We start from the raw sequence: 25,997 nt of genomic DNA, 5'->3' as shown, positions 1-25,997 counted from the left end.
GTAGGACGCCTTTGACTTGTGCTTGACTTTGAATTTCGGAAAACCGACGGATTTGTCGCGGAAGAAGTTCTGGTAAGCCTTATTCAGGTTTTGGCTGGCATTCGCCAAGGCCAAGTTGTCCACTTCTTTCAGGAACGGAAATTCTTCTTTGAAGGAAGTATAGGTTCTCGGCTTGATGGATTTCAGCAATTCTTTGTCGTCTTTGTATGTTTCGTAAATTTTTTTTCGGTCGGCCAGCATCTGGTTGAAGATGAACCGTGCGGAGCCAAAACAATTGGCGAAATAGATTTTCTGTTCCCGATTGGGGTACAAACGGAACTGATAGGCTTTCAGCATGATCCTCACCTCTTTGGCTTCATTATACACCCTCGAACATGCGTTCACAAAAGATAAAGCAAGGAAAAAGACCGTACCGCCTAACTCGTGACTGAAGTCACGAGTTAGGCAGCACATATTTCAAAAAAAGGCCATAGATGCTATACTGGCTGTAAAAAATAAAAGGGGAATCTGCTTAATTCTATGCTAAACATAATATTTGACTTAGACGATACACTGTACGACACAGCAAAGCCCTTTTTCCAGGTTTTGGACCGCTACATGCCCGAAAGAGGATGCAGCGATGCCAGGTCGTATGCGCTCTTCCGGGAACACTGCGACATTGCCTTTGAATTGTTCGCAGCCGGTAAACTGACCTTGGCTGAATCCCACGTTATGCGGACGCAAGGGACATTCGCTGAGCTGGGCCAGCAATTGGATGCGGAAAATGCCTATCGATTCCAGCTGGACTATCAAAGCATGCAAGGGAAAATACGATTAAGCTCCGCTATGACCCAAATGCTCGACAAATTAAAAAATAAAAACGCAAACCTGTCTATCTTTACGAACGGCCCCGAAAAGCACCAAATGATGAAATATGAGGCATTGGGGCTTGAAAAATGGTTTCCGCGGTCGCGTATGTTCATTTCGGAAAGCATCGGCTATGCAAAACCCCATCCTGAAGCATTCGCCTTCGTAGAAAAAGCATTGCATGCCGACAAAGAAGAAATCTTATTTATCGGTGACTCTCTGGACAATGATATCTTAGGCGGCCAAGGTGCCGGCTGGTCGACCGTTTGGTTCAATCATCGCCAACAGGATGACCGCAATGGCGGGTGGGCTGATGTGACCGTCCATTCCCTCACAGAAATGCATGCGGCCATCAATGAAAAAATGCAATCATCAAACAAAGGAGAGTGAAAATATGCGACAAACAAAATTAGTGGTGATCGGCGTCGGTCATGTGGGTTCACAAGTACTGACGGACTGCAGCCATTTGAATCTTTTTTCGGATATTGCTTTGATTGATGTCCAGCAGAACGTAGCCAAAGGGGAAGCGCTCGATCATCGCCATGCCTTAGCCGCCAGCTACCGGACCAACAGCAAAATCTATGCCGGTGATTACGCCGACTGCGCGGATGCCGATGTGATCATCATCTCGGCCGGCGTAAGCGAAAAACCGCGTCCCGGTGAAGACATGCCGCCGCGTGCCTTGATGGGCAAAGAAAATGCCGCCGAGATCCGCAAAGTCATGCACGGCATCACGCAGCATACAAAGGATGCCGTCCTCATTTTGATCACCAATCCGGTGGATACGATCACCTACATCGCAGAGAATGAATTCCACTATCCGAAAGGCAAAATATTCGGCACCGGAACAACTCTGGATACTTTCCGTTACAGACAGATTGTGGCCGGCCATTATGGCGTCGACCCCAAAGAAGTCTCCGGTTTCATCGTGGGCGAACACGGAAGTACGGCCTTCCCCGCTTTCAGCAGCACGACCGTCGGCGGTTTGACGTTACCGCAATGCGAGGAACTTTTGCCGCAGGCGGAACCGTTCGATGCGGCGTTTGTGCAACAAGAGGTTGTCCACACCGCCTCCGATGTCTTCAACTGGAAAGGTTGGACGAATTCCGGTATCGGCGAAGTTGCCGCTGCATTAGCCAGGGCCGTCATGCTGAATGAGAAAAGCATTTTCCCGGTTACAGCGACTGTCGATGGCTTGTACAATTGCAACGGCGAAGCCGCATTCAGCATGCCATGCATAATCGGAAGAAACGGTTTGGAAAAACAGATCGAACTGCCTTTGAATGCAGAAGAATACGAAAAACTGCAGCTCTCCATAAAAGATATTCAAAACACCTTGCAGTACGTACAATAGAAACAAGAAAATTCTCCCGGACAGCCTTTTCAGGACTGTCCGGGAGAATTTTTTTTGCAGTTAGGCACCTCCGCTCGGCCTGGATCAGAATAACCCTTCCGAAAAGTTGGCATACTTTTCTTTGGCAAGCTCATACAATTCAGGGTATTCCTTTTCCAGCGAAGCGATTTGATCGACAGCTACCTGAGAACTATGGAAGGTCTGTATTTTATGGATCCTGATGTAAGAAGTCTCTTCATTTAGATTGAGATGGGGGTATTCGGTTTTTTTGACGCATAGATCGAAGTCATCGTTTAAATATTTGCTGGCGGACACTTTCGAAATCGGAAATCCCGTAAAATCACAAGGTGTTTTATCATATTCTGCACCGACGATCAAAAAGGGTCTTGATTTGTATGCTATGCCATCGATTTTGAAGTCATAGTATGGCGACCTTGTCTTGACGATGGTCCCGATGTACCGATCGGCCCTGACCGCTGACTCCAGCACCTCCTCGTGGAAATCAGCCATTTCGTCCAAAGCCAAGTCAAATGAATGGTCAGTTATCCTGACCCTCGCTGCGTCATCCCTGACATCCTCCCGGCTCAATTCTTTATCCCCATCATCATCGGGGGCAATCCCCCGTCTGCTGTTCAGCCATGATTGTTCTCTCTGCGCGACCGCTGCCAAAACCCAACCTTCATATTTACCATATTGCATCACAATGCTATCCAGAAGATATTGTTCCTTTATGGACAATTCCTTGCTGTCCTCTTCCGTAAAAGGTAAATAGTCTGCATCAAAGAAATAGCTTAAACGGGGAAGCATCGGTCCCTGACGCCGCCCCTTGAAAAGTTCATCAAAGAGTTCCTTCCCCGTCAAAGCCAAGCTTTCCCTCTGCGCAAAATACAACAAAAGCTGCAATTTCCATTCGCTTCGCCCAAACTGCGTTTGCGTTTGTTTTTCATAGGAATAAATGAGGTACCGCGCAAGATTCCTTATATTCGACACTATCGCCACATCCTTTTGCATAGCTGCCATCTTCGCACAAACAAACGCTGATGAAGATGGAAAAAGGGTCGGGAGTTGCCCCCCAGACCCTCTGTTATGCTATTTTTGTTTATCCAAAATTTCAGAAATTTTTTCGTCGACATAATTCAATCCCATACTGATGAAATATGCCGCCAACTCGTCATCAGTCAGATTCTTGACTTCCCAACCACCAAGTTTTCTTTTTGTCTCATAACCTTTTCTCATCTTTGCAAGCATATCTTCGGTTAGTTCAACTTCAAATTTCTTTTTCATTTCAAGCGCCCCCTATTTCTTGTGTGACTGCTTTTGACTCAGATAGAAGAGGTGGTCGTTCCGTACATCTATAAAGAAAAACGCTTTCATTTTTACATTCAAGCGAAACTTCTCTTGCGTTCGGATCGACAAGACTTTTTACCATGTCGTAGCCTCTTTATGTTTACATTATATACTGCAATACTGTGAATAAGCAACAAAAAGATATAACCTCCTGCTTCTATTTCCCATGCTTCTGTTCCAACTCTGTTCTTTTCTGGGCGGAAACAAAAAAACAGCCCCAAGACAGTTGAAAGAATCGCTTCATATCAACATTTCCAAGGACTGTTATTTAAATGGTATGGAGACGATGGGGCTCGAACCCACGACCTCTTGACTGCCAGTCAAGCACTCTCCCAACTGAGCTACGCCCCCGTAAAAATGGGGTATCAAAGACAAGCGACACAGCAAATGCCTTCTGTATCTATAATACCCTATTTCTGTTGTTACAGCAAGCCTAATTTTTCCAATGCAAAGGCAATCCCATCAGAATTGCAATCTTTTGTCACAAATTTGGCGGCTTCTTTCACCTTTGCGACCGCATTTCCCATCGCAACGCCATACCCAACGCTTGATATCAATTCAAGATCATTGTTTCCATCACCGAAAGCCACTGTATCTTCGTGCGCAAAACCTAGGTCCATCGCCATCTTCAAAGCGGTCTGCGCCTTCGATCCCGACTGAGGCAATAGGTCGGTGCCGGCTTCATGCCACCGGACAAAACGGAATTCAGGGAATTGTCCATTTTCATAAACATGCTTCTCTTCTTCGGTATAGAACAGCAAAGCTTGGTACAAAGGATTTTCCAGATAAAATGTTTTATTGTAGTCCGGAACATCGAATTCGATGCTTTTCATCGCCTCGAAAGTTTTTATTTCAAAGGGTTCCTGGCGGCGCGCCAACGCAAGCGCCGATTCGTAAACGACCTGATGTCCCTGTTCGTCCGCTACTTTCAATAGGCGTTCGAACGCACCCAAGTCCAACTTATTCTCATAGCGCAACTCATTCTTGAAATAGCCGGCCGCTCCGTTGCAGACGATGTAATTATCGAGTCTGAATTCATCGATCACATTCTGCGCCAAAAAAAGGTTCCTTCCTGTAGCGATGGCGATTTCGTGACCATTTTTTTGCAATTTCTTTAAGGCACGAAGCGTACTTTCCAGCGGCATTTTGTCATCATTCAGCAACGTTCCGTCAATATCAAAGAAAATAAACTTTTTATCCATCAAAATATATGCTCCCTTTATTCTGCTTCATTTTTAAACTGGCTGGTATATAGATCGTAATAGAACCCTTTTTTCTCCAACAAGGCAAGATGTTTCCCTTGCTCAATGATTTCGCCTTGATTCATGACTAAAATCAGGTCGGCATCGCGGATGGTGGATAAACGATGGGCAATAACAAAACTGGTTCTGCCATTCATGATGCGCTTCATGGCTTTTTGAATCAAACCTTCCAGTCTAGTATCCACAGAACTGGTCGCCTCGTCAAGTATGAGGATTTTCGGATCAGCGATAAAAGCGCGTGCAATCGTCAATAATTGTTTTTGTCCCAGCGAGATGTTCGATGCCTCCTGGTTGATGACCGTATCATAGCCTTCCCCTAAGGTTTGGATGAAATGGTTGACGTTGGCCGCTGTTGCGGCATCGACCACCTCTTCATCGGTTGCATCCAGTTTCCCGAAACGGATATTCCCGCTGATGGAATCCTGATAAAGCCAGGCATCCTGGAGGACCATCCCGAATTGCGAACGCACATCGGCGCGGGTCAATTCCTTTGTGTCATAGCCATCAATTTTGATGGAGCCGGAATCGACATCATAGAACCGCATCAGCAAGTTGATCAGGGTGGTTTTCCCGGCCCCCGTAGGCCCCACTATCGCCACGGTTTCGCCGCTCTTCACCTGTAGGTTGAAGTTTTTGATGAGCGGATTTTGTTTATCGTAGCTGAAGGATACATTTTCGAATGCAACATCCCCACGGATTGCTTCCGGCAATCTAAAGGTGACTTCCTGCTGCACTTCTTCCTCTTCATCGAGAAGATCAAACACGCGTTGGATGGAGGAAGCAGCCGACTGAATGATGGCGGACAACTGCGTAATGGTGGAAATCGGCTGATTGACTTGCCACACATATTGCGCCATCGCCTGAACATTACCGATAGTCATCATCCCCGCCATCGCCTGCAGGATGCCGAATACAGCCACAAAAATATAGGAGATATTTGTTACAAGCGCAACGAAAGGAGACATCAGACCCGAGATGAAGGTAGCTTTGAATCCGTGTTTATTGAGCGAACGATTGATGGCGTTGAATTCTTCGAAAGAGTCTTCCTCTTTTCCGTACAGTTTGATGATGGAAAATCCAGTCAGCGTTTCTTGGACAAATCCATTCAATCGTCCAAGATATTTGGCTTGTCCCCGGAAATAAGGCTGTGAGAGTTTTGTTATGTGTTTCGAGAGGATATATGCCGTCGGAATCATCACCACCATGATCAGCGCCAATTTCCAACTGATCGTAAACATCATGATCAGCGCAAAGGTAATCCCTAAAACGGCATTCAGAATCTGCAACAGCGATTGTTGCAGCGCATTCGCGATGGAGTCGACGTCATTGGTGACCTTGCTCAAAATGTCCCCGAACTGATTTTTGTCGAAATAAGAAATAGGGAGGCGGTTCAGCTTCTCGCTCAGATCCCTGCGCAAATCATGCATGGCTTCCTGGACGACATCCACCATAAACATCTGGGAAAACAGATTGGTCGCTTGATACAGCAGCGCACGGATAAAATAGATCAACAAAATTTTGCTCAAGTAAGCATAATTTATCCCTGCCCCCTCGACGCCCTTCAGCATATCCGAAATATTTCTGCCGATTTCAGTGATCGCCAACCCGAGGATAAAGGGTTCCAAAACGTTAAAGATCGACATCAGCACCGTCAAGGAAATGGATCCCAAAAACTTGCCTTTATACTTCTCCAAATAACGCCAGAGCCGGAAGAACGTACGAGTATTTATTTTTTTCATGCCAGTTCCTCCTTGCTCATCTGTGAAGAGGCGATATCGTAATAGATTTGGTTTGTCTTCAACAGCTCTTTATGTGTCCCTTGGCCGACGACTTCGCCTTCATTCAGCACGATGATTTTGTCGGCATGCATAATCGTACTGATGCGTTGCGCCACGATGATCACAGTAGCCTTTCCGGTTTCCTTCTTCAACCTTGCGCGCAAGCTGGCATCGGTTTTATAGTCCAATGCCGAAAAACTGTCGTCGAAAATATAAATATCCGGTTTGCGCACAACTGCGCGTGCGATGGATAGGCGTTGCTTTTGCCCGCCGGACAGATTACTTCCGCCTTCCGCCAGATGTTCGTCGAATTTATCCGGCTTGCGAGAAATGAATTCCTTCGCTTGGGAAATTTCTGAAGCTTCTTCAATTTCTTTGTGGGAAGCATCCCCTTTCCCGTATCGAAGATTTTCCGAAATCGTCCCCGTGAACAAGAGGGCCTTTTGCGGGATAAAACCGATTTTTGCCCGCAAAGCCTTCAGATTATAATCCCGGACGTCGTGTCCATCAACAAGAATGCGCCCTTTCGTGACATCGTAGAAACGCGGTATCAATTGGATCAAGGTGGATTTCCCGCTGCCGGTGCTGCCGATAAAAGCGATCGTCTGGCCCGGTTGCGCGGTGAAGCTGATGTCCTTGATGACGGGCGTACTCGTGTTTCCGGGATAGGCAAAACTGACATTTTCAAAAACTAAATAGCCATGCGTCTCCGTTTCGGTGATCCCTGTTTCATTTGGGGAAATGCTGCTTTCCGTTTCTAAAACCTCCCTGATGCGTTTCGCCGACACCGACGCGCGCGGGTACATCATGAAAACGACAGCGAAGTTCATAAAGGAAAATAAGGCATGGAAACTGTATTCTATGAAGGCCGTCAGGTTTCCCAACTGCAGGTTACCGCTCGCGATTTTGCCGGACCCGAACCACATGATGGCGATGATGATCAAGTTTATGATATGCGAGAATAGCGGTTGGTTCCAAGCCATTAAACGGAACAATTTTTTGGACACCGTACTATAGAGCGTATTCACCGTTTCAAACCGCTCCGCTTGGAAATCCTCCCTGACGAAAGCGCGGATGACGCGCATCCCTGATAAGGATTCCCTGAGGTTTCCGTTGATATTATCCAAATTCTTTTGTTGTGCATCCGAGAGCGGCTGCGATTTTTTGCCGACGACGAGAATCATGATCAGCAAAACAGGGAATGCCGGCAGCAAGATCCAGGACAGACTTGGGCTTGTGCGTGCAATCATGAAAAAACTGGCGAACATCATGATGAACGTCATCAATCCCATGCGCAACATCATCTGCGCAAACTGCATCAATACGAAGGCATCGTTCGTAACCCGCGTAACCAATGAAGAAACCCCAAATCGGTCAAATTCTTCGTGCGAAAAGGTCTGGATCTTTTTATACAGATCATCGCGCATATCGGCTACCATGTTCGTCGTGACTCTGCTGGTTGTATAAGCAACGATCACTCTTCCTACAAGACCAACGAACGCCAATCCAAACATGATGGCCGTTATCTGTAGAATATGTCCTCTTCCTTCGCCCGCAATCGTCCCATTGATCAGTCTTGCCAACATCGTCGGCAGCCCCAGCTCAACAAAAACGAAGCCGAAAGCACCCAATACATTAAAAAATAAAACGCTGTTATATCGGCTGATATAACGCCAAATTAAAGACATCCTGCTAAACACCTACCTTAAAATATTACTTCCAGAGGAAACCCATCACTAGCAGCAAACTGCTTATGGGATATTGCTAAAAAGAAAAAACAAAAAAAGACCTAAACCCCTTAAAAATCCTATACTGATGCTTCAGGTTCTCCTTTAGTCTAGCTAATTCACCTGTTTAAGTCTACAAAAATATTGAAATAATCCAGATAAAAAAGCCAACCAACCACCCTCCCGGATTGAAAAGGATTTCATTGCCTATCCTAAGGTTTTTACCAGTCATTTCTATACTAAATCCTCCAGTTGTGGTAAACTTGTATTAACGATTGTATGAAAAAATACAACTATTGACCAAGTTTGAAATCTAAGATTGTAATTTTCAGTACAGTACTAATATGAACATAATAATAAAAATGGAGTGAATGATATGATATTTAAAGTAACCTATCAACCGACAAAATTTGAAGCACCAACAAGAGAAAATACAGAATCTCTTTATTTGGAAGCTGCAGACAAGGTAGAAGCAAGAAGAATAGTTGAACAAAACACCCCCTACAATATTGAATTTATCCAACCTATGGATGGCAAACATTTAGAATATGAACAAAGTAAAGATGACTTCCATATCACGGAGTTCAATGTATGAAACCAAATATAAAAAATAACGAAGTCGGTGTTTTTGCCATCGGGGGTTTAGGAGAAATCGGCAAAAACATGTATGGCGTTCAATTCCAAGATGAAATAATCATCCTTGATTCGGGGATTATGTTCCCTGAAGATGACTTGCTTGGCATTGACTACGTTATACCGGACTATAGTTATCTCGTTCAGAACCAAGCCAAAATCAAGGGCTTGTTCATCTCACATGGCCACGAGGATCATATCGGCGGCGTCCCTTATCTGTTGAAAGAAATCAATGTCCCTATCTACGCAGGTAAACTGGCCCTTGCCATGATCCGCAACAAACTGGATGAACACGGTTTGCTTCGCGATGCCATTCTTCATGAAATCAATGAAGACACTGTCATCAAATTCCGCAAAACCAGCATCAGCTTCTTCAACACTACTCACAGCATCCCTGATACTAGAGGGATTGTAGTGAAGACTCCTCCTGGAAACATCGTTTTCACGGGTGACTTCAAGTTCGATTTCACTCCAAATGGCACACCTGCCAACTTGCATAAGATGGCTAAAATCGGAGATGAAGGGGTATTGTTGCTGCTGAGTGACAGCACCAACGCCGAAATCCCTACTTTTACGCAATCGGAACAAGTTGTGGGGCAATCGATCAAGAATATCATCCAAAAGGTTTCCGGCAGAATCATATTTGCATCCTTCTCATCGAATATCTATCGATTGCAACAAGTTGCCCAAGTCGCAATGGAGACTGGACGCAAAATCGTCATTTTCGGACGCAGCATGGAAACAAATTTCCGTACGGCAAGAGAATTGGGCTTCATCGAAGCACCGGATGATCTTTTTATCGAACCAAGACAATTGAACACTTTACCGGCCGATAAAGTGCTGATTCTCTGCACGGGATCCCAAGGAGAACCGATGGCGGCTCTGAGCCGGATCGCAAACGGGACCCATAGACAGATTTCCATCCAACCGGGAGACACCGTCATCTTCTCAAGTTCCCCTATTCCAGGAAATACGACAAGCGTCAATCGCGTCATCAATCTTCTCTTGGAAGCCGGCGCGGAAGTTGTCCACGGAAAAGTCAACAATGTCCATACCTCTGGGCATGGCGGTCAGCAAGAACAGAAGTTGATGTTGACTCTGATGAAACCAAAATACTTCATGCCTGTCCACGGGGAATACCGGATGTTGAAAATCCACACCGAATTGGCTGAGGCGGTTGGCATTCCGCCAGAAAACTGTTTCATTCTTGACAATGGGGATATTCTGGCAGTAACCGCTGATTCCGCAAGACGCGCTGGCAGCTTCCCTGCTCAAGACGTCTATGTAGACGGCAAAGGCATCGGTGATATCGGGAACATCGTTCTTCGCGATCGTCGCATCCTTTCTGAAGATGGCTTGGTTGTCATCGTCTTGACCGTCGATTTTAGGAACAAAGAATTACTGGCAGGTCCCGACATCCTATCGCGCGGATTCATCTACATGCGCGAATCAGGAGATTTGATTCATGAAGCGCAAGCCATCGTGAAACAGGAAGTACAGGCCTTGCTGAACGGCGACGAAAACATCACCGAAAAGAAATTAAAAGATACTGTCACGAACGCCATTCAACCTTACTTATACGAAAAAACAGAACGCCGTCCGATGATCGTACCTGTCATCATGGGCGTATAAATCAATCGTTATCTACTTTTCCAAAGATGAAATAAAATAAATAAACGCAACAGAGGGCCCGGACGGATATCCGTCCGGGCCCTCTGTTGCGTTTATTATTTCTGCTCGATGAAGTTATATGCAGGTTCGTTTTGCTTCTCATCGAAAACCACTTGTAGATCATAGCCGCTGAAGAACCAGTCGTCGGCATCCTCGATAAAATAAAGGATACCATTGTATTCCGCTTTCCCGATCGGCAATATCGGTTCGTCTACATCGATCCCGATCGAAAAACCTTCGTGAATCTGGCTGTTTCCATACACTTTCCCTAAAAAGCGCACTCCTTTGCCTTCCGGAATGCCTAGTTCATCTTCAAACCATTTCTGCGCTTGCTCGCTAACTTCAATTTTCATTATATCGCTAATCAAAGAATTAGCTATCCCCCTCCCACAACTCTATAAGTGATTTCATATTACCATATTAACAAGCGATTTAATAATACTTTGCTCACAAAAACATTGGCTGATAGTGGATTTTCGTACAAAAAAATGAGCTGAAATCTTAAGAAGGATTTCAGCTCATTTTCATCCGTGATCATTCTGATGCGAATCATTTCACAAGATCATGCTTAAATGCATAGATGGTTGCCTGGGTGCGATCATCGACTTCCAATTTTGTCAGGATGTTTGAAACATGTGTTTTCACGGTCTTTAACGTGATGAATAACTGATCCGCAATATCTTGGTTGGAATAGCCTTGCGCAATCAGAAGCAGGACTTCCGATTCCCTCGCAGTCAGGTCTTCGTGTGGAGCGCGGACTTTTTTCTTTGTAAAACGCTCCAGCATTTTATCGGTCACTTCCGGTTCTAATACGGATTCCCCACGGAACGTCGATCGGATTGCATCCGCAATCTCATGAGCGGAAGACGTTTTAAGCATATAGCTTGATGCGCCCGCCTCCAATGCAGGATACACTTTTTCATCATCAATAAAGCTTGTTACAATGATGATCCTTGCTTCCGGCCACTCTTTCATGATTGCTTTGGTGGATTCGATGCCATCCATCACTTCCATGACCAGATCCATCAAGATGACATCCGGTCTGATTGCCAAAGCCATTTCATAGCCTTCCTGTCCATTCTCGGCTTCACCCACCACTTCAATATCATCTTGAATCGATAGATAAGCGGAATAACCTAATCTGACCATCTCATGGTCATCAACAATTAATACACGAATCAAAAAAATCCCTCCTTTTGGACCGCCGGATATCATGTGCTTTGACACAATTTAAACACCCATAAATGATACATTTTTTATCGAGGAGCGAGAACACCCATTATTTTAATCGTGGGATGAATCGCTCTTCATTATATCAAAAAACGCTATGCTTTCCTTTATAAAACAAACGGCCATCACTTTGTTTCTTCATTTTGTTCATTGCTTTCAGCCCACATTTTTTTCGTATCCGGTATCCGAATATCAATGATTGTGCCTTTCTTAGGGAAACTGATTATTTTGCAGGTCCCCCCCATTCCTTTTACACGTTCTTTTATGTTCATCAAACCGTAGCTTCCCGTTTTTTCATCGGCTGGATCAAAACCAACGCCATCGTCAAATATCCGCAGGCTGATTTCTTGGGTTGTTTGTTTCAGGTAGACTTCTAAATTGCTGGCTTTTGCATGCCGCAATGTGTTCGAAAGCAACTCCTGGACAATCCGAAAGAGGTGATCCTCAATGCCATTCATTGTTTGGACATCATCAATCTCCCACTTTATTTTGATCTGTACTTTTGATTTCAATTCCACCAGGAGTTGCTCAATCCCTTTTTTCAAGGACTTACCTTCCAATTTTACAGGCCGTAGATGCAAGAGCAACGCCCGCATTTCCGATTGTGATTCATTGATGATCGCTTCGACAAGCTTCAATTGTCTTTGCGTATTTTCAGGCAGCACTGCGGCTTTCTCGTTTATCGCCGAAAGCATCATCATGGCGGCAAATAACTGTTGACTGACGGAATCATGCAATTCCCGCGCGATGCGATGCCTTTCATTCTCAAGAATTTCTTCCTTTGTCTCATCCCCGATCAACCGAGGCAAAGCACTCAGCTGTTGCACTTCCCGGGATAAACCGATCATTTTTTTGCGGAGAAGTTCGACTTCTTCGAAAATCGATTGACCGTAACGATCCAAGAATACCGCCTTATCCGTTTTTTGGGTTGCTGGCGCCTGCGTGTAATTCCCCAAATAAAGCCAGTGCAACCTATCTTTGAGCAGATTTTCCTGTTTTCTCAATAAAGAATGGGCCACCCAGCTTATGATGAGAGACACCAACAGGAGCACCATCAGAATATATAGCAACACCGGTATAGAGAAACTCTCTACGGACAGAAAATCACTGAAGCTTAAGACAGGGCGCAACGCAAACAATACCGCAAAAACGACCAACAACAGGATACTGAAAATGCCGCTAAAAAGAATCAGCAGTGATTTTCTTCTCACAGGAAAATCACCTCCAAATCACCGATAAATGTATTTGAAACGATTCTTATTTTCCGGCTGGCTGCATCATAATCAGGGCTGTACATCTTAACTGTCTCATTTGTTAAATCAATCTTTTCATCATTGAAAAGGATTTGGCCTTTTAAGACAGAATGGTGAATGGCCACCCCTATCCCTACCGGAATGATCACCCTCGTCTTTCCGATGCCCTTCCTTATCAGCACAATATTTTCTTCGTTCGGCAACAACGTATTCCCTAAATCGATGATGGTGTCGCCCATCAGTACGGTGATGTTTATGTCGTCCCATTCGTAGACGGCGTTCCCTGTATCGGTATTCCCGATCCATTTTTGTTTTTTCCTCACGTTGTTGTGGCCATCAGGTGCTTTGGTCATGACGGTATGGAAACTTTTCTCCTCCCAAGGAACATCAAAATAAGCATCCATCTTTAAGTCCGACAACATCTTTTTGCCGTATACGACCACGAAAAGAAGCAGCAAAATGAGCATCACCCAGACTGAAAAGGTGGATAGAATCGTCATGATGATCATAAACCAGCCTATCCAAGCTAAAAAGCGGCGGCGCATATTCCCGGCATTTCCAAGTTTAACCAAAATGGAACCAAGGATCAGCACTATCAGCAAATCTATGTCCTGCACCAATTGAAAAAGAACCGCCAAAGCTAATAAGCCTTCGATGATGAGAAAAATTTTAACCCCTTTTTTTTTCACTGTAAGGCGCCTCCCTCACTAAATATATTCATTATTATAGCGTACCTGCTGATAATATGAAGCGAGCCTAAGATTGATATGCATCTCATACTAAAGTCGTATGCGGGTATGCCGCGCTGCCGCAGCCCGACGAACCCGAATGGGAGCGCTGCACTATGCGGCGCGTACAGAAAAAGCTTAGATAAAAAGGATACTTTTTATCTAAGCTTTTATCAGCAATTATTAAGCTTGTTCTACTTTCACGATCTTGACGGTCATATTTCCGCCCGGAGTTGTGATGACAACCTCTTCGCCGATATTTTTCCCTAGCAACGCTTTCGCGATTGGAGAGTCATTGGAAATTTTCCCTTCCAATGGATCAGCTTCTGCGCTTCCTACGATGATGTAGCTTTCTTCGTCTCCATCAGGGATTTCGGCGAAAGTGACTTTGCTTCCTAAAGACACCAGGTTCGAATCGAAATTTCTATCGTCGATGATTTCAGCAAAACGAATCATTTTTTCGATGGTTGTGATGCGGCCCTCAACGAAAGCTTGTTCATCTTTTGCAGATTCATATTCAGAGTTTTCTGATAAATCTCCATAACTTCTTGCAATTTTGATGCGTTCTACGATTTCTTTTCTTTTATTCACTTTTAAGTCTTCAAGTTCAGCTTCTAATTTCGCTTTACCTGCTGCAGTCATTGGAAATACTTTTTCAATCATAAGCTATACGGCTCCCTTTTTAAATAGTCATTCAATATACAATACCCCATATAAAGATGGCAGTTCCCGCGTCTTAAAGATGGCTGTCCTGAAAGAGACATTCCCTCTTTCAGGACAGCTCTCTTTAACCATTAGTGGGAAAGGAATGGTTCCTTAATCTTTATTTATTGTATATTGGGTTGTAAAATTATAGTGAATATAAAATACCACTTAATAAAGATAAAAGCAATTATTTTTCATCATATATTTTTATCTGTGCTTATTTTTGACGATTATCTGACAAAATTGATGCAATTTTCGTAGTCATCAAATCAATGGCCACTTGGTTCTGGCCGCCTTCCGGAATGATGATGTCAGCAAATTTTTTTGTGGGTTCAATGAATTGCTGATGCATCGGTTTCACAACCGAAAGATATTGATGGATGACAGAATCCAGCGTTCTTCCTCGCTCTTCCATGTCGCGCTTAATTCTGCGGATAATGCGGATATCATCATCTGTATCGACATATACTTTGATGTCCATCAGATTGCGGAGACGCTCGTCCTCCAAGATCAGGATGCCTTCTACAATGATGACATCCTTTGGTTCACGGTGGATGACCTTATCACTTCTTGTGTGCATCGCATAGTCATAGACCGGTTGATCGATACTCTCATAGCGAATCAGTTTCATTAAATCTTCAATAAAAAGATCAGTATCGAATGCAAAAGGATGATCATAATTTGTTTTCAAACGTTCCTCGAAAGGCAACTGACTTTGGTCTTTGTAGTAGAAGTCTTGCTCCAGAAGCAATATGGAAACATCGGTAAATTTATCTAAGATGGCACGGCTGACGCTGGTTTTCCCGCTGCCGGACCCTCCGGTTACACCGATTACGATGGGTTTTTTCAATGGCCTAAACTCCCCTTCCCTTCTTTAAAGTTCTTCCTAGGCATCATTTGCTGTCTACGTATTGACTTTGATTCTCCAAATGCTGTTCATAGGTTTCAGCAAAATAAACGATCCCCGTCTTTGTATCCGCAACAAAGTACAGATAGTTTGTTGTGGCAGGGTTCAACGTCGCTTTGATAGCCCCTTCGCTCGGGCTGTCGAAAGGTCCAGGCCCCATACCGGTGTTCTTATATAGATTGTAAGGAGAATCGATCTCCAGATCTGCAAAGGTGACCAATTCTTTGTGTACATTCAGAGCATATAGAATGCTGATATCCGATTGGATAGGCATATCGATTGCTAAGCGATTGAAGAATACACTGGCGATTTTCGCACGATCTTCGGGTGTCACTCCTTCTTTTTCGACCAAAGAGGCTATAGTCAAGATTTGATGGATTGTGTATCCTTTTGCAGCAATCTGATCTTTATAGGGCACAATGACATCATTTGCTTTTTGCAGCATTTGCGTGACGAGTCCTTCTAAAGTAGAGCCCATGAGATAATCATAGGTTGCCGGGAATAGGTATCCCTCCAATTTATAACGGGTGTCTGTCCTTTGTGTTGCTTCCGTCAACAGATCCGGGAATTTTGCAGTCACACTAGCCAGAAACTCCGGGTTGTTCAGCAAAGCCAGAAATTCTGCAGCGGTAAAGTCTGTTTTAGCTTCAATTTCTGTTGCGATTTCCTCAGCAGTGTCACCTTCCTTGATCAAAATCTTTTGATCCGGCACTGAACTTCCGCCCTCCTGCAGTTTAGCGATAATATCATTTAATTTCATGGATGGGGACAGTTCATAGAACCCTGCTTGGAAATCAGAAACATTTTGCGTCTTGATGTAATAATTGAAAATGGTAGCATTTTTAATTATTTTTTTGTCCTCCAGAATTTGCGTGATTCCTTTTGTTGACGTGCCAATCGGTATTTCCACCTCAATGATTTCGGTACTATCCGGCTCAAGAGGCTGGAGAGCTTCCGTTACATACTTATATCCTGCAAACCCGACAACCAATGCCAATACAATCCCAACAGAAACGATAGCCCATACGATTTTCCGTACCAGAGAAATCTCTTTTTTACGGACCGTCATTTTTTCCGCTGCTTCTTTTTCTAATTTGGGACGGATAAGCTTTTGTTGTTTTTGCGGTTCTTGCTGTTCATTTTGAGACAAGGATGGAACCCTCCTTACTTAGTCTGTATCTCGAATTAAAAAAGCTGTCATTCGACTCAGGTTATTATACACGAAACCCCTTATAAATTGAACCTTTTTTGTCATTCCTGGCGATGAACAGGGCGATTTTAATGCAAAAAATGGTTTAAGGCGCTTTGCCCTAAACCATTTCAATTAAAAACTGAGAATAAAGCAGCGAACAGAATTATTGAAGATCTTCATCTTCCATGAATGTATTCAATACTTCTTCGATCATATCCCATTCTTCGTCTGACTCGATTGGTTCCAAATCGCCTTCTCCGCCATCCTCTTTTTCAACATAAGAATAAGCTTGCAATTCGATTTCTTCTCCTTCAGGAATTCCTGCTGGATAAACTAAAACGTATGATTTTCCAAAGTCTTGTGATTCGAATGTGAATAGAATTTCATATAATTCTTCATTTCCATTTTCATCAACAATCGTAATATGTTCATGGTTGTGATCGTGGTCATGGTCGTGGTCGTGATCATGGTTATGGTCGTGGTCGTGATCATGGTTATGTTCAGTCATGTGTGCACCTCTTTAATTAATATTGTACTGCTCATTCAAACAAAAGATATTGTAACGCAAATTCCGGAAAAAAACCACTTTCTTTAATGGCTATCCAAATAATTTTGCAATAAAATGACCGCAGCCAATTTATCAATCACTTTTTTTCTTTTTTTCCGGGAAACGTTGCCCTCGTTGATCAACATTTTCTCGGCCTGCACGGTCGTGAGCCGTTCATCAACATACTCGACAGGAATATTCAGCTCTTTTTCCAGTAAATCCCCATATGCAATGGAAGCTTCAGCCCGGAAACCGATGCTGTTATCCATGTTCTTCGGCAAACCCAGAACAAATTTTTCAACTTCATACTCTTTTGCAAGCTCAGCAATGCGGACTAAGCCAAATTCCTTCTTTTCTTCATCAATCTTCACTATTTCGATCCCTTGCGCTGTCCATCCTAACGGATCACTTATGGCCACTCCCACAGTTTTTGACCCGACATCCAAACCCATTATCCTCATTGGATCTTTCTGCCCGCTGCTGAAAGATAGCTTTTCACTAGTTCTTCCATTATTTCATCACGTTCATGACGGCGAATAAGATTTCTGGCATCATTATGACGCGGAATATATGCTGGGTCACCAGAAAGCAAGTATCCAACTATCTGGTTGATGGGATTATATCCTTTTTCTTCTAATGCGTCATACACAAGGGCTAATGTCTCTTGTATATTCTTTTTAAGATTGTCATCAAAATTAAATAACATTGTTTCATCTTTCGAACTCATAGTGACACCCCGGTTTTCTTTAGTATAGTAATCATTTTACAAGAAACCTCCCAAAACTACAACAATGAATTAACCGCTTCATTATTTCGCGTTTCATCGCTTTCGCTTTGAAAAGAATAAGAATCATTCATCTGTTCTCACACTCCCTGCCCTGAGGTTCCCCACAGACCGGGCGGGCGAACAGTTGTTATATCTATTATACGCTATTTCCTGAAAAATAATTGGAGGGGCAGCGACTTTTTTGCCGTTGCCCCTCCCGTTCATTGAATCATTAATTATTTTTTTCAGAAATCCAAACGGACACATGCTTCAATGCATCCGGGATGCCAGCAGGATTTTTACCGCCGGCCTGCGCCATATCCGGGCGTCCGCCGCCGTTACCGCCGGCAAACGGGGCAATCACTTTGATCAAGTCGCCTGCTTTGAAACCATCGGCAAGTTTCGCTTGGGAAACAGCCGCCAGCATATTTACTTTATCGTCTACCTCAGATGCCGCTACAAAGATATCGGAAACATCTTTTTGGCGCCATTGGTCAGCCAGTTGACGCAAGGCGTTCATATCCTGGTTTTTCGTTTGGTATGTGATGAACGTAGTGCCGTTCACCTCTTCAACGTTCTCGAAGATATTTTTTGATTCATTTTTCATGATTTTCGCTTTCAGGGATTCATTTTCCCCTTGAACGTCTTTCAATTCTTGTTTCAATTGCAAAATTTTTGCTGTGACTTCTTTGGTTTGTTGTGCCTTCACGATTTGTGCAGCTTCGTTCAGTTCAGCTTCTTTGGTGCGGAAGTACGCATACGCTGCTTGTCCTGTCACAGCTTCGATACGTCTGACGCCGGCACCGATTCCTGATTCCGACAAGATTTTGAAGACGCCGATATCTTGGGAGTTTTGAACGTGTACCCCGCCGCAAAGTTCGACGGAATAGCCGTCAACAGTGACCACGCGTACATCCTTGCCGTATTTCTCACCGAATAGCGCCATTGCGCCCATCTCTTTTGCTTCAGCGATTGTCGTTTCAATCGTCACGACCGGAAGAGCTTCCCAAATTTTTTGGTTCACGATTTCTTCCATTTTGACTAATTCTTCCGCTGTAACTTGTCCGAAGTGCGTGAAGTCAAAACGGAGGTGGCTTGGGTTCACGAGCGAGCCTGCTTGGTTTGCATGGCTGCCCAGAACGTCCTTCAGAGCTTGGTGAAGGATATGGGTAGCGGTATGGTTCTTCGTGATGTTTCTTCTGCGGGCTTCATCCACATGCAACGTATAGACTTCATTGGCATGGATTTCAGTCAGGACACGCGCGATATGCATCGTTTGTCCGTTAGGAGCGCGTTTCACGTCTTCGATTTGGGCAACGACTTCGCCTTCGGCCGTTTCGATCGTTCCTTTGTCGGCAACTTGTCCGCCCATTTCAGCGTAGAAAGGCGTTTCACGGAAGATCAATTGCACCATCTCTTCTGCGGCTGCTTCTTCGACGATTTCATCGTGCGCAACCATCACCGCCAACTCGGAATCCACTTTTGTCTGTGTATAGCCGACGAACGCACTCGGCACGACAACATCAGCCCAGACCGCGGATTGGACAGAGAATGAATCTTCTACCTGTCTGGCGGCGCGGGCACGGTTGCGTTGTTCCTGCATTTCTGTGTTGAAGCCATCCGTATCGACCGTAAAGCCTTTTTCTTCGGCGTATTCACTTGTCAATTCCAAAGGGAAGCCGTAGGTGTCATACAGTTTGAAGGCATTTGCGCCATTCACGACTTTTTCGCCCTTCTCTGCCATTTCAGCAAAGACAGCGTTCAGGATATCCAATCCTTCATGGATGGTTTCTTGGAAGCGTTGTTCTTCGTTTGTGATGACCTTGATGATGAAGTCTTGGTCAGCTTTGATTTCCGGATAGTAAGATTCCATGATATCAGCAACAACCGGGACCAATTCATTCAGGAATAATTTATTGATGCCCAATTTTTGGCCGTGCATAACGGAACGGCGGATTAAACGGCGCAAGATATAGCCGCGGCCTTCGTTGGACGGCAATGCGCGGTCCCCGATGGCAAAACTTACCGCACGGACATGGTCGGCGATGACTTTGAAGGAAACACTCAAGGCTTTGTCTTCTCCGTACTTTTTGCCGTCGCTCAAGGTTTCGATTTTTTGGATGATCGGCAGGAACAGGTCCGTTTCAAAGTTCGTTGGCGTATTTTGGACGACGCTTGTTACACGTTCCAACCCCATACCGGTATCGACGTTTTTATGCGGAAGCGGCTCGTAGCTGCCGTCCGGCTTATGGTTGAACTCCGAGAACACCAAGTTCCAGATTTCCAAATAGCGTTCGTTTTCTCCGCCTGGATACATTTCTGGATCTTCGTCCGGCAAGTCCTGATATTCCGGTCCGCGGTCATAGAAAATTTCGGTATCCGGTCCGCAAGGGCCTGCTCCGATATCCCAAAAGTTATCTTCAATCGGCACGATGTGGTTTTCCGGCAAGCCAACTTTTTCTTGCCAGATCCGTTTTGTATCCAGATCCTCAGGATAGTAGGTAACGTACAGCAATTCCGGATCGAAAGCCAACCATTTTTCATCCGTCAGAAATTCCCATGCCCATGGAATCGCTTCTTCTTTGAAATAGTCCCCAATCGAGAAATTACCCAACATTTCGAATAAAGTATGATGTCTCGCTGTCACCCCTACGTTTTCGATATCATTTGTACGGATGCTTTTTTGAGCGTTTGTGATCCGCGGATTTTCCGGCGTCAATGTGCCATCGAAGTATTTCTTCAATGTCGCTACTCCGGAGTTGATCCATAATAAGGTCGGATCATTTACTGGTATCAAGGAAGCACTCGGCTCCACTTTCGATCCCTTTGATGCCCAGAAATCAAGATACATTTGGCGAATATCGCTGCTTTTAAGATTTTTCATTATTACCTTCCTTTTCCTGTGTTTTCTTTTTGATGGGAAATAAATAAAAAAACATCCCACTGCATACAAGGACGAAGTTCGCGGTACCACCTTGTTTGCAATGAAATGTTCGTTGATATTCATTACCTCTCGAGTCCGTTAACGCTGGAAGCGATAGTATTTCTACTATGTCATTCAAAGGGAGCATAAACAGATCCGTTTTCTTTCACCGTACAAAAACTCTCTGAGGTTATCCATTTATATGGCCTTTGTTTTAGTCAAAAACTAGTATAACCAAAAATAAGCGGACAAGCAAGCAACAGTTGCAGGAAAATGGAACTTCTCCCTATAATTCAATGCGGATGGAACGTCTGGCGCAGTAATAGCCCGGCGGCAAATCCTCTTCCGTTTTACCCACCAGACAATCATTGTGATTTTCATAGTAAGTGGAATACGGCAAAAGCTTTTCCAACATGTTTTCTGCTTGGATGGACATCCATCCGCCTTTCACAAAATAGCCGTCCTCCACCAGTTCCGGTCCCCAGCCCATATTTCCGATTTCCAGTCCGAACATATTCAGTTGATACAAGTGACTTTCTTCCGGTTCAAATAATTTGCGCTGCAGACTGTTGCCCCAACGGAAAAGCCTTCTTGTGGATCCTCCGCAGCAATACTCCCATTCATCGGAAGACAGCAAGCCCAAACCGTCCTTCTCCAATTTTTTTCTCTCATGAATATAGTTCGTTTGATAAGGAGCATAAACCGTATAGGTATCCAGATCGGGATTTTGTTTCAAAAAGAACTGCTTATCGTGAACGATATGAGCGGGAAAATCGTCAAAAAATAAGGAAGACTGTTTGCTCGGCATCAAGGCGTGGCGAACTTCCTGCTGATTGTGGATAAACCAGTCTGTTTTGCCTTCAAAATTCCCGCTGATGACATCATACAACCCCATCTTTTTCATGCCGACATACTCCGGATGCACTTCGACCAATAAGGGTGGAATGGTTTTTGTGCGTAAGGTCGAAGTTTGACTGTTGACCATTTCCTCCAAATCTTTCATCGACTCAATCGGATTGCATTTTTTGTTCATCCAATGGTTATCCTGAAGGAAATCGGCCCCCTGGACAGAAAGCTTCAAGCAATTTTCAATGGCAACATACATCTCTTTTCGATCGGAGCTGATGTCCAATGGATCCAAACCGTTCGTTCCGCCGTCCCAGCCTAATACAGCCTCTTGCTGTCCGGGAATAAAAACAAAACGTTCCCCTTCAATATCCAGTGTAAATGTCTCCGTCTTTATACCGCCCATCTGAAAATAAGCCAGTTGGACATTTGAAACAGCAAGCAACGGGCTCACAAAATAGCGGATAACGTTCCCCGCCAACACCAGCTTATGCTCTGCCGGAATGGTCTTCCAAACAGGATTCATTAATTGATCAAAAAGTTCCATACAACCCCTCTATTCTTGAAATCGTCTTTAGCATCGGCAATTACATTTACTATCAGTATAACAGACTATGCGTTTTGCGAGTAGCGATTTCTGTTATACTGGAAATACCAACACAAGACAGGTGAGCATGCTTCATCATACAAAGGGGAATTGACAATGGTCGAACGTTTATTCATATTAGTCAATCCGCAGGCCGGCGGCGGACGCGGAAAAAAGGTTGCCATTGCGGTACAACGTCACCTACAGGAGCAAAATATCACTTACCGGATGCTTATGACCGAATATCCGCAACATGCCCTTGTCCTTGCGGAAGACATAACCAAACAAATCCAGCCCGAACACGATCGCCTGCTCGTCATCGGCGGCGATGGCACCCTGCATGAAGTGATAACAGGTCTTATGCAAGCCAATGCCATTATTCCGGTGGGCTATATCGGAGCCGGGACCGGCAATGATTTCGCAAGGGCATTGGGGCTGCCAAAGGATCCGATAGAAAACCTGAAGCAGTTTCTGGCTTTGTCCCATCCAAGGGAACTGGAATTATTCAGCTATCGGGAAGTCCATTCACAGCTGATGGGCACCGGCATCAATTCCTTTGGGTTCGGATTCGATGCCGCTGTCCTCGCGCTGACATTGAATCCATCATCAGGTAAAAAAATCTGGAATCAATTGGGGCTCGGAAAAGCGGTCTATCTGTTGGCCATCTTGAAGGCGTTCAGGCATCGCAACTCATTCTCCGCGGACATCACCATCGATGGACAGATTCATCATTTTGATAGGCTGTTTATCTTGGCTGCAATGAATCATCCTTTTATGGGGGGCGGCATCAAGATTGATCCGCTCTCCAAACAAAACAGCCACGAACTGGGTATCCTGATACTCCATGACATTTCTTTCCCCGTCATCTTGCAATTATTGCCGAAAGTATTTACCGATGGCTCCCACATCCATTCCCACCACTTCATCCGGTATTCGGGGCAATCTTTTGACATCGCGCTGGATGAAACCGGCCATGCCCAAGTTGATGGGGAACTGTTGGAATCAAAACCCTATAACCTCCATTTCGAGATGGTGACCTATCCTTTTTGGATCCAGTGATGACCTAACAAAGACAGCGAGCGGTGGCAATCCACCGCTCGCTGTCTTTGTTATTTCGCCATAAACATTTCTGGCGTGATGTTTTCCATGCCGATCATGGGATCGACTTCCCCCCTGATGATCTGCTCCATCGTCAGATGGTAGATGGTTTGCGTAACGTTTTTTTCTTCCTTTACCAGGTTGTTTTGGACAACGCTTGGCGCTTGCTTTTCGGGACGAAACTTTTCCACTGCCGCTGCTTCCGCAGCCAGCGCCGGAAAGGTTTCTGCTTTTTTGATTGCAGTTTCGCCTTCATCCGAAACGAAGATCTTTTCGCTCTTCAAATTGCGCTCTAGCTTCTCGTGTAACAGCGTCTTGCGGATGTCCCCCGAACTCTCCACAGCCATCTCGAAAGCGGCGTAGTCCCCGCATAAAATCAATTTGCTCTTGCTTCGGGTGATGGCCGTATACAATAGATTCCGCCGCAGCATCCGTCCATATTGTTTGACCATCGGTAAAATCACCATCGTAAACTCGCTGCCTTGCGATTTATGGATGGAGCAGCAATAGGCCAAAACAAATCTGTTCCAATTGTTGCGGTTATAGGTCACTTCCACCGTATCGAACAGGATCGTGATCTGATCCACTTTATCTTCGGTCTCTTTCGCGAACTGGATGGCTGTGATTTCACCCATATCGCCGTTGAAGACATTGTTTTCCGACTGATTCACCAATTGCAGCACTTTATCGCCGACGCGATAGGTCGACTCAAAATAAACGACTTCCCGCCGTTTTTTATCGTCATTCGGGTTGAAGATTTCCTGCATCATCTTATTGATGGCATCGATGCCGGCCGGGCCTTTATACATCGGCGCCAGAACCTGGATATCCTTTGCCGTGAAGCCCCTTTGCTTCGCCTTCTCGACCACCTGCCGGATGACCTGCTCAATCTGATGGGTTTGGCATGGCAAAAAGGAACGGTCCGGTTGGTTCTTGCGGAAATCCTGCGGCAACAAGCCATTCTTGATTTCATGCGCCAACGGGATGATGGAAGAGTCCCCTGATTGCCGGAAGATTTCATTCAATTCCACTTGAGGCAGTGACTTGCAGTTCAACAAATCGAACAGCACCTGCCCGGGTCCGACCGATGGCAGCTGATCTTTGTCCCCGACAAACAGGACTTGCATCCCTTGCGGAACGGATTTCAGCAGCCGATGCATCAGCCAAGTATCCACCATCGACACTTCATCGATGATCAAAAGTTTCCCTTCCAGCTCCTGCGTATAGATTTCATCCGAGTCTTTTTCCTGTCCTGTCAATCCCAGGAGCCGGTGGATGGTGCTGCTCGGCAAGCCGGTCGTTTCCTGCATCCGTTTGGCTGCACGGCCTGTCGGTGCAGCCAATAGGATAGGGAAGATATCTTTGTATTCCATCGGATCATCCGGCAGATCGTTCAATTGCGAGAACAGCTGGACGATGCCATTGAGCACCGTTGTTTTCCCCGTCCCCGGTCCTCCCGTCAAAATGAAGAATGGCGATGAAAGCGCGGATTTGATGGCCTCGATCTGCGAAGCGCCATACTGGATGTGCAATTTTTTTTGCATCGCTTCGATTTCCTTGTCCAGGTTTACGCCTGGATAATCGATGACGCTCTTCTTTTTCAGGAGCCGATCGATTGAGGAAGCGATCCCTTCCTCCGCGAAGTAAAGGGAGGGGATGGCAAAACGGCTATGTTCCTCCACCACCTTCATGTCCATGACCATCTCCATCAAAGCCTCGATGATGATGTCATCTTGGATGATGAACCTTCTGCTCTGTTCCAGCAGGTGGATGGTACGCTCCAATAGGACGGTCCCGTCGACATAGGTATCCCCATTGGATAGGCACAGTTCCTGCAAAGTCGCATAGAGCCCGCCCTTCAAGCGGCTCTTGTGTTCTGCCGGAAAATCAAGTTCTTCCGCAAGCTGATCCGCCTTTTTAAAGCCGATCCCTTCGATGTCTTCAACCAATTTGAACGGATTCTCGTTGATGACCGTCAAGGTTTCGGTTCTGTAAAAATTGAAGATATTGGCTGCCTGATTGTTGGAGAAGCCATAATTGCCCAATGTGATCAGAATTTTTTCGGTGCCTTGCGTTTGCATCAAGACATCCCGCATCATTTCCCTTTTTTTGGGGGTCATCCCGGTTATTTTTTTCAACGCATCCGGATCATCGAGGATGATATCCACCGCATCCTCGCCGAAAGTCTCCACAATTTTTTCGGCTGTCCGTTTCCCGATTCCGGGGAAACGTTCCCCTGCCAGAAAGGAAATCAATCCATTTTTAGAGGTCGGCTTTTCTTGTTGATAACTTGTCGCCTGAAATTGCACGCCATATTTCGGATGCTCGACAACCGTCCCGAAAAAGCGGTAAACGGTGTCTTCCGTCACCTGCCCAAAGCTGCCGGTGACCACGATTTCATCTTTTTTTTGAGGAAGGTTTGATTCGATGACATCAACCAACATCACTTTGTAGAAATTACTCGCATTCTCGAAAAAGATGACTTTCATTTCCCCAACGATATATAATTGTTCCTCTTCCATCAGATGGCTTCCTCCTCTCTCCTACGCTCTATTCGAATATTCCAATAAAAAAGATACCACAAAGACAAACAAAATA

General features: G+C 45.0%; 24 protein-coding genes and 1 tRNA gene. 5 read left to right on the top strand and 20 right to left on the bottom strand.

Annotated features, from left to right (window positions below):
- The coding region (locus BM101_RS07875) for a helix-turn-helix domain-containing protein (protein WP_218149903.1) at positions 1-336 on the bottom strand (336 nt) is incomplete at its 3' end.
- A 183-nt stretch (positions 337-519) separates the two neighbouring features.
- Here BM101_RS07875 and BM101_RS07870 point away from each other — a divergent pair.
- Positions 520-1,236: an HAD family hydrolase gene (locus BM101_RS07870; RefSeq protein WP_087033433.1), complete on the top strand. Its 717-nt coding sequence runs from the start codon at positions 520-522 to the stop codon at positions 1,234-1,236.
- 4 nt (positions 1,237-1,240) lie between these two features.
- A complete protein-coding gene (locus tag BM101_RS07865) occupies positions 1,241-2,200 on the top strand; it encodes a lactate/malate family dehydrogenase (protein ID WP_087033432.1) in 960 nt (319 codons plus the stop codon).
- Positions 2,201-2,284: 84 nt separating this feature from the next.
- On the opposite strand, the gene BM101_RS07860 is transcribed toward BM101_RS07865, so the two are convergent.
- From BM101_RS07860 to BM101_RS07835, 6 genes are all read right to left on the bottom strand, one after another.
- The gene (locus BM101_RS07860; protein ID WP_177194438.1) at positions 2,285-3,190 is read right to left on the bottom strand and encodes a Panacea domain-containing protein; all 906 of its coding nucleotides are present in this window, start codon (positions 3,188-3,190) and stop codon (positions 2,285-2,287) included.
- A 99-nt stretch (positions 3,191-3,289) separates the two neighbouring features.
- The gene (locus BM101_RS07855; protein ID WP_087033430.1) at positions 3,290-3,484 is read right to left on the bottom strand and encodes a hypothetical protein; all 195 of its coding nucleotides are present in this window, start codon (positions 3,482-3,484) and stop codon (positions 3,290-3,292) included.
- A 341-nt stretch (positions 3,485-3,825) separates the two neighbouring features.
- A tRNA-Ala gene (locus BM101_RS07850) sits at positions 3,826-3,898 on the bottom strand.
- A gap of 71 nt (positions 3,899-3,969) precedes the next feature.
- On the bottom strand, positions 3,970-4,749 hold the full coding sequence (locus BM101_RS07845) for a Cof-type HAD-IIB family hydrolase (RefSeq protein ID WP_087033429.1): 780 nt from the start codon (positions 4,747-4,749) through the stop codon (positions 3,970-3,972).
- 17 nt (positions 4,750-4,766) lie between these two features.
- The gene (locus BM101_RS07840) at positions 4,767-6,548 is read right to left on the bottom strand and encodes an ABC transporter ATP-binding protein (RefSeq protein WP_087033428.1); all 1,782 of its coding nucleotides are present in this window, start codon (positions 6,546-6,548) and stop codon (positions 4,767-4,769) included.
- The gene (locus BM101_RS07835; protein ID WP_087033427.1) at positions 6,545-8,275 is read right to left on the bottom strand and encodes an ABC transporter ATP-binding protein; all 1,731 of its coding nucleotides are present in this window, start codon (positions 8,273-8,275) and stop codon (positions 6,545-6,547) included. Before BM101_RS07835 ends, BM101_RS07840 begins: the two co-directional genes overlap by 4 nt.
- A 415-nt stretch (positions 8,276-8,690) precedes the next feature.
- On the opposite strand from BM101_RS07835, the gene BM101_RS07830 reads away from it, so the two are divergent.
- Both BM101_RS07830 and rnjA read left to right on the top strand, forming a co-directional pair.
- Positions 8,691-8,909, top strand: coding sequence for a DNA-directed RNA polymerase subunit epsilon (locus BM101_RS07830; protein ID WP_087033426.1), 219 nt, complete (start codon positions 8,691-8,693; stop codon positions 8,907-8,909).
- Positions 8,906-10,579: a ribonuclease J1 gene (gene rnjA, locus BM101_RS07825; protein WP_087033425.1), complete on the top strand. Its 1,674-nt coding sequence runs from the start codon at positions 8,906-8,908 to the stop codon at positions 10,577-10,579. The genes BM101_RS07830 and rnjA overlap by 4 nt, the downstream gene beginning before the upstream one ends.
- A 95-nt stretch (positions 10,580-10,674) precedes the next feature.
- Here rnjA and BM101_RS07820 read toward each other — a convergent pair whose 3' ends face one another.
- The 12 genes from BM101_RS07820 to BM101_RS07760 all read right to left on the bottom strand — a co-directional run bounded on the left by BM101_RS07820 (position 10,675) and on the right by BM101_RS07760 (position 22,262).
- Positions 10,675-10,971 (bottom strand): HesB/YadR/YfhF family protein, encoded by a 297-nt coding sequence (locus BM101_RS07820; protein WP_087033424.1) that lies wholly within the window; start codon positions 10,969-10,971, stop codon positions 10,675-10,677.
- Between the two features lie 196 nt (positions 10,972-11,167).
- Entirely contained in the window at positions 11,168-11,800 is a 633-nt protein-coding gene (locus tag BM101_RS07815) for a response regulator transcription factor (RefSeq protein WP_087033423.1), read from the bottom strand.
- Between the two features lie 173 nt (positions 11,801-11,973).
- Positions 11,974-13,059: a sensor histidine kinase gene (locus BM101_RS07810; RefSeq protein WP_245825764.1), complete on the bottom strand. Its 1,086-nt coding sequence runs from the start codon at positions 13,057-13,059 to the stop codon at positions 11,974-11,976.
- The gene (gene liaF / locus BM101_RS07805) at positions 13,056-13,790 is read right to left on the bottom strand and encodes a cell wall-active antibiotics response protein LiaF (RefSeq protein WP_087033422.1); all 735 of its coding nucleotides are present in this window, start codon (positions 13,788-13,790) and stop codon (positions 13,056-13,058) included. Before liaF ends, BM101_RS07810 begins: the two co-directional genes overlap by 4 nt.
- 222 nt (positions 13,791-14,012) lie before the next feature.
- The gene (gene greA / locus BM101_RS07800; RefSeq protein ID WP_087033421.1) at positions 14,013-14,492 is read right to left on the bottom strand and encodes a transcription elongation factor GreA; all 480 of its coding nucleotides are present in this window, start codon (positions 14,490-14,492) and stop codon (positions 14,013-14,015) included.
- Between the two features lie 259 nt (positions 14,493-14,751).
- Positions 14,752-15,384, bottom strand: a complete 633-nt coding sequence (udk, locus tag BM101_RS07795) for a uridine kinase (protein ID WP_087033420.1) — start codon at positions 15,382-15,384, stop codon at positions 14,752-14,754.
- A 43-nt stretch (positions 15,385-15,427) separates the two neighbouring features.
- Positions 15,428-16,591, bottom strand: coding sequence for an endolytic transglycosylase MltG (gene mltG, locus BM101_RS07790; RefSeq protein ID WP_087033419.1), 1,164 nt, complete (start codon positions 16,589-16,591; stop codon positions 15,428-15,430).
- 205 nt (positions 16,592-16,796) lie between these two features.
- The gene (locus BM101_RS07785; protein ID WP_087033418.1) at positions 16,797-17,141 is read right to left on the bottom strand and encodes a DUF1292 domain-containing protein; all 345 of its coding nucleotides are present in this window, start codon (positions 17,139-17,141) and stop codon (positions 16,797-16,799) included.
- Positions 17,142-17,224: 83 nt separating this feature from the next.
- Complete coding sequence (ruvX, locus tag BM101_RS07780) at positions 17,225-17,641, bottom strand: Holliday junction resolvase RuvX (RefSeq protein WP_087033417.1); 417 nt, start codon at positions 17,639-17,641, stop codon at positions 17,225-17,227.
- Entirely contained in the window at positions 17,638-17,907 is a 270-nt protein-coding gene (locus BM101_RS07775; protein ID WP_087033416.1) for an IreB family regulatory phosphoprotein, read from the bottom strand. Before BM101_RS07775 ends, ruvX begins: the two co-directional genes overlap by 4 nt.
- Positions 17,908-18,178: 271 nt before the next feature.
- Complete coding sequence (gene alaS, locus BM101_RS07770; protein WP_087033415.1) at positions 18,179-20,830, bottom strand: alanine--tRNA ligase; 2,652 nt, start codon at positions 20,828-20,830, stop codon at positions 18,179-18,181.
- Between the two features lie 325 nt (positions 20,831-21,155).
- Complete coding sequence (locus BM101_RS07760) at positions 21,156-22,262, bottom strand: DUF7278 family profilin-like fold-containing protein (RefSeq protein WP_087033413.1); 1,107 nt, start codon at positions 22,260-22,262, stop codon at positions 21,156-21,158.
- A 156-nt stretch (positions 22,263-22,418) separates the two neighbouring features.
- Between BM101_RS07760 and BM101_RS07755 the strand changes: the two genes are divergently transcribed.
- Positions 22,419-23,360, top strand: coding sequence for a diacylglycerol/lipid kinase family protein (locus BM101_RS07755; RefSeq protein ID WP_087033412.1), 942 nt, complete (start codon positions 22,419-22,421; stop codon positions 23,358-23,360).
- A 50-nt stretch (positions 23,361-23,410) separates the two neighbouring features.
- Here BM101_RS07755 and recD2 read toward each other — a convergent pair whose 3' ends face one another.
- Positions 23,411-25,921, bottom strand: coding sequence for an SF1B family DNA helicase RecD2 (gene recD2 / locus BM101_RS07750; RefSeq protein WP_087033411.1), 2,511 nt, complete (start codon positions 25,919-25,921; stop codon positions 23,411-23,413).
- Positions 25,922-25,997 lie beyond the last annotated feature (76 nt).

The organism is Trichococcus palustris (assembly GCF_900114465.1).
Classification (GTDB): Bacteria; Bacillota; Bacilli; order Lactobacillales; family Aerococcaceae; genus Trichococcus; species Trichococcus palustris.
This window is presented reverse-complemented; position numbering and strand designations above follow the sequence as displayed.

What these genes read in the sequence shown, in the direction of transcription:
- BM101_RS07840 (WP_087033428.1), bottom strand. Translation starts at nt 6,548, where the DNA reads ATGAAAAAAATAAATACTCGTACGTTCTTCCGGCTCTGGCGTTATTTG.
- ruvX (WP_087033417.1), bottom strand. Translation starts at nt 17,641, where the DNA reads ATGAGGATAATGGGTTTGGATGTCGGGTCAAAAACTGTGGGAGTGGCC.
- BM101_RS07845 (WP_087033429.1), bottom strand. Translation starts at nt 4,749, where the DNA reads ATGGATAAAAAGTTTATTTTCTTTGATATTGACGGAACGTTGCTGAAT.
- BM101_RS07820 (WP_087033424.1), bottom strand. Translation starts at nt 10,971, where the DNA reads ATGAAAATTGAAGTTAGCGAGCAAGCGCAGAAATGGTTTGAAGATGAA.
- alaS (WP_087033415.1), bottom strand. Translation starts at nt 20,830, where the DNA reads ATGAAAAATCTTAAAAGCAGCGATATTCGCCAAATGTATCTTGATTTC.
- BM101_RS07755 (WP_087033412.1), top strand. Translation starts at nt 22,419, where the DNA reads ATGGTCGAACGTTTATTCATATTAGTCAATCCGCAGGCCGGCGGCGGA.
- recD2 (WP_087033411.1), bottom strand. Translation starts at nt 25,921, where the DNA reads ATGGAAGAGGAACAATTATATATCGTTGGGGAAATGAAAGTCATCTTT.
- BM101_RS07855 (WP_087033430.1), bottom strand. Translation starts at nt 3,484, where the DNA reads ATGAAAAAGAAATTTGAAGTTGAACTAACCGAAGATATGCTTGCAAAG.
- BM101_RS07865 (WP_087033432.1), top strand. Translation starts at nt 1,241, where the DNA reads ATGCGACAAACAAAATTAGTGGTGATCGGCGTCGGTCATGTGGGTTCA.
- BM101_RS07760 (WP_087033413.1), bottom strand. Translation starts at nt 22,262, where the DNA reads ATGGAACTTTTTGATCAATTAATGAATCCTGTTTGGAAGACCATTCCG.
- BM101_RS07870 (WP_087033433.1), top strand. Translation starts at nt 520, where the DNA reads ATGCTAAACATAATATTTGACTTAGACGATACACTGTACGACACAGCA.
- greA (WP_087033421.1), bottom strand. Translation starts at nt 14,492, where the DNA reads ATGATTGAAAAAGTATTTCCAATGACTGCAGCAGGTAAAGCGAAATTA.
- BM101_RS07775 (WP_087033416.1), bottom strand. Translation starts at nt 17,907, where the DNA reads ATGAGTTCGAAAGATGAAACAATGTTATTTAATTTTGATGACAATCTT.
- BM101_RS07785 (WP_087033418.1), bottom strand. Translation starts at nt 17,141, where the DNA reads ATGACTGAACATAACCATGATCACGACCACGACCATAACCATGATCAC.
- rnjA (WP_087033425.1), top strand. Translation starts at nt 8,906, where the DNA reads ATGAAACCAAATATAAAAAATAACGAAGTCGGTGTTTTTGCCATCGGG.
- BM101_RS07830 (WP_087033426.1), top strand. Translation starts at nt 8,691, where the DNA reads ATGATATTTAAAGTAACCTATCAACCGACAAAATTTGAAGCACCAACA.
- BM101_RS07835 (WP_087033427.1), bottom strand. Translation starts at nt 8,275, where the DNA reads ATGTCTTTAATTTGGCGTTATATCAGCCGATATAACAGCGTTTTATTT.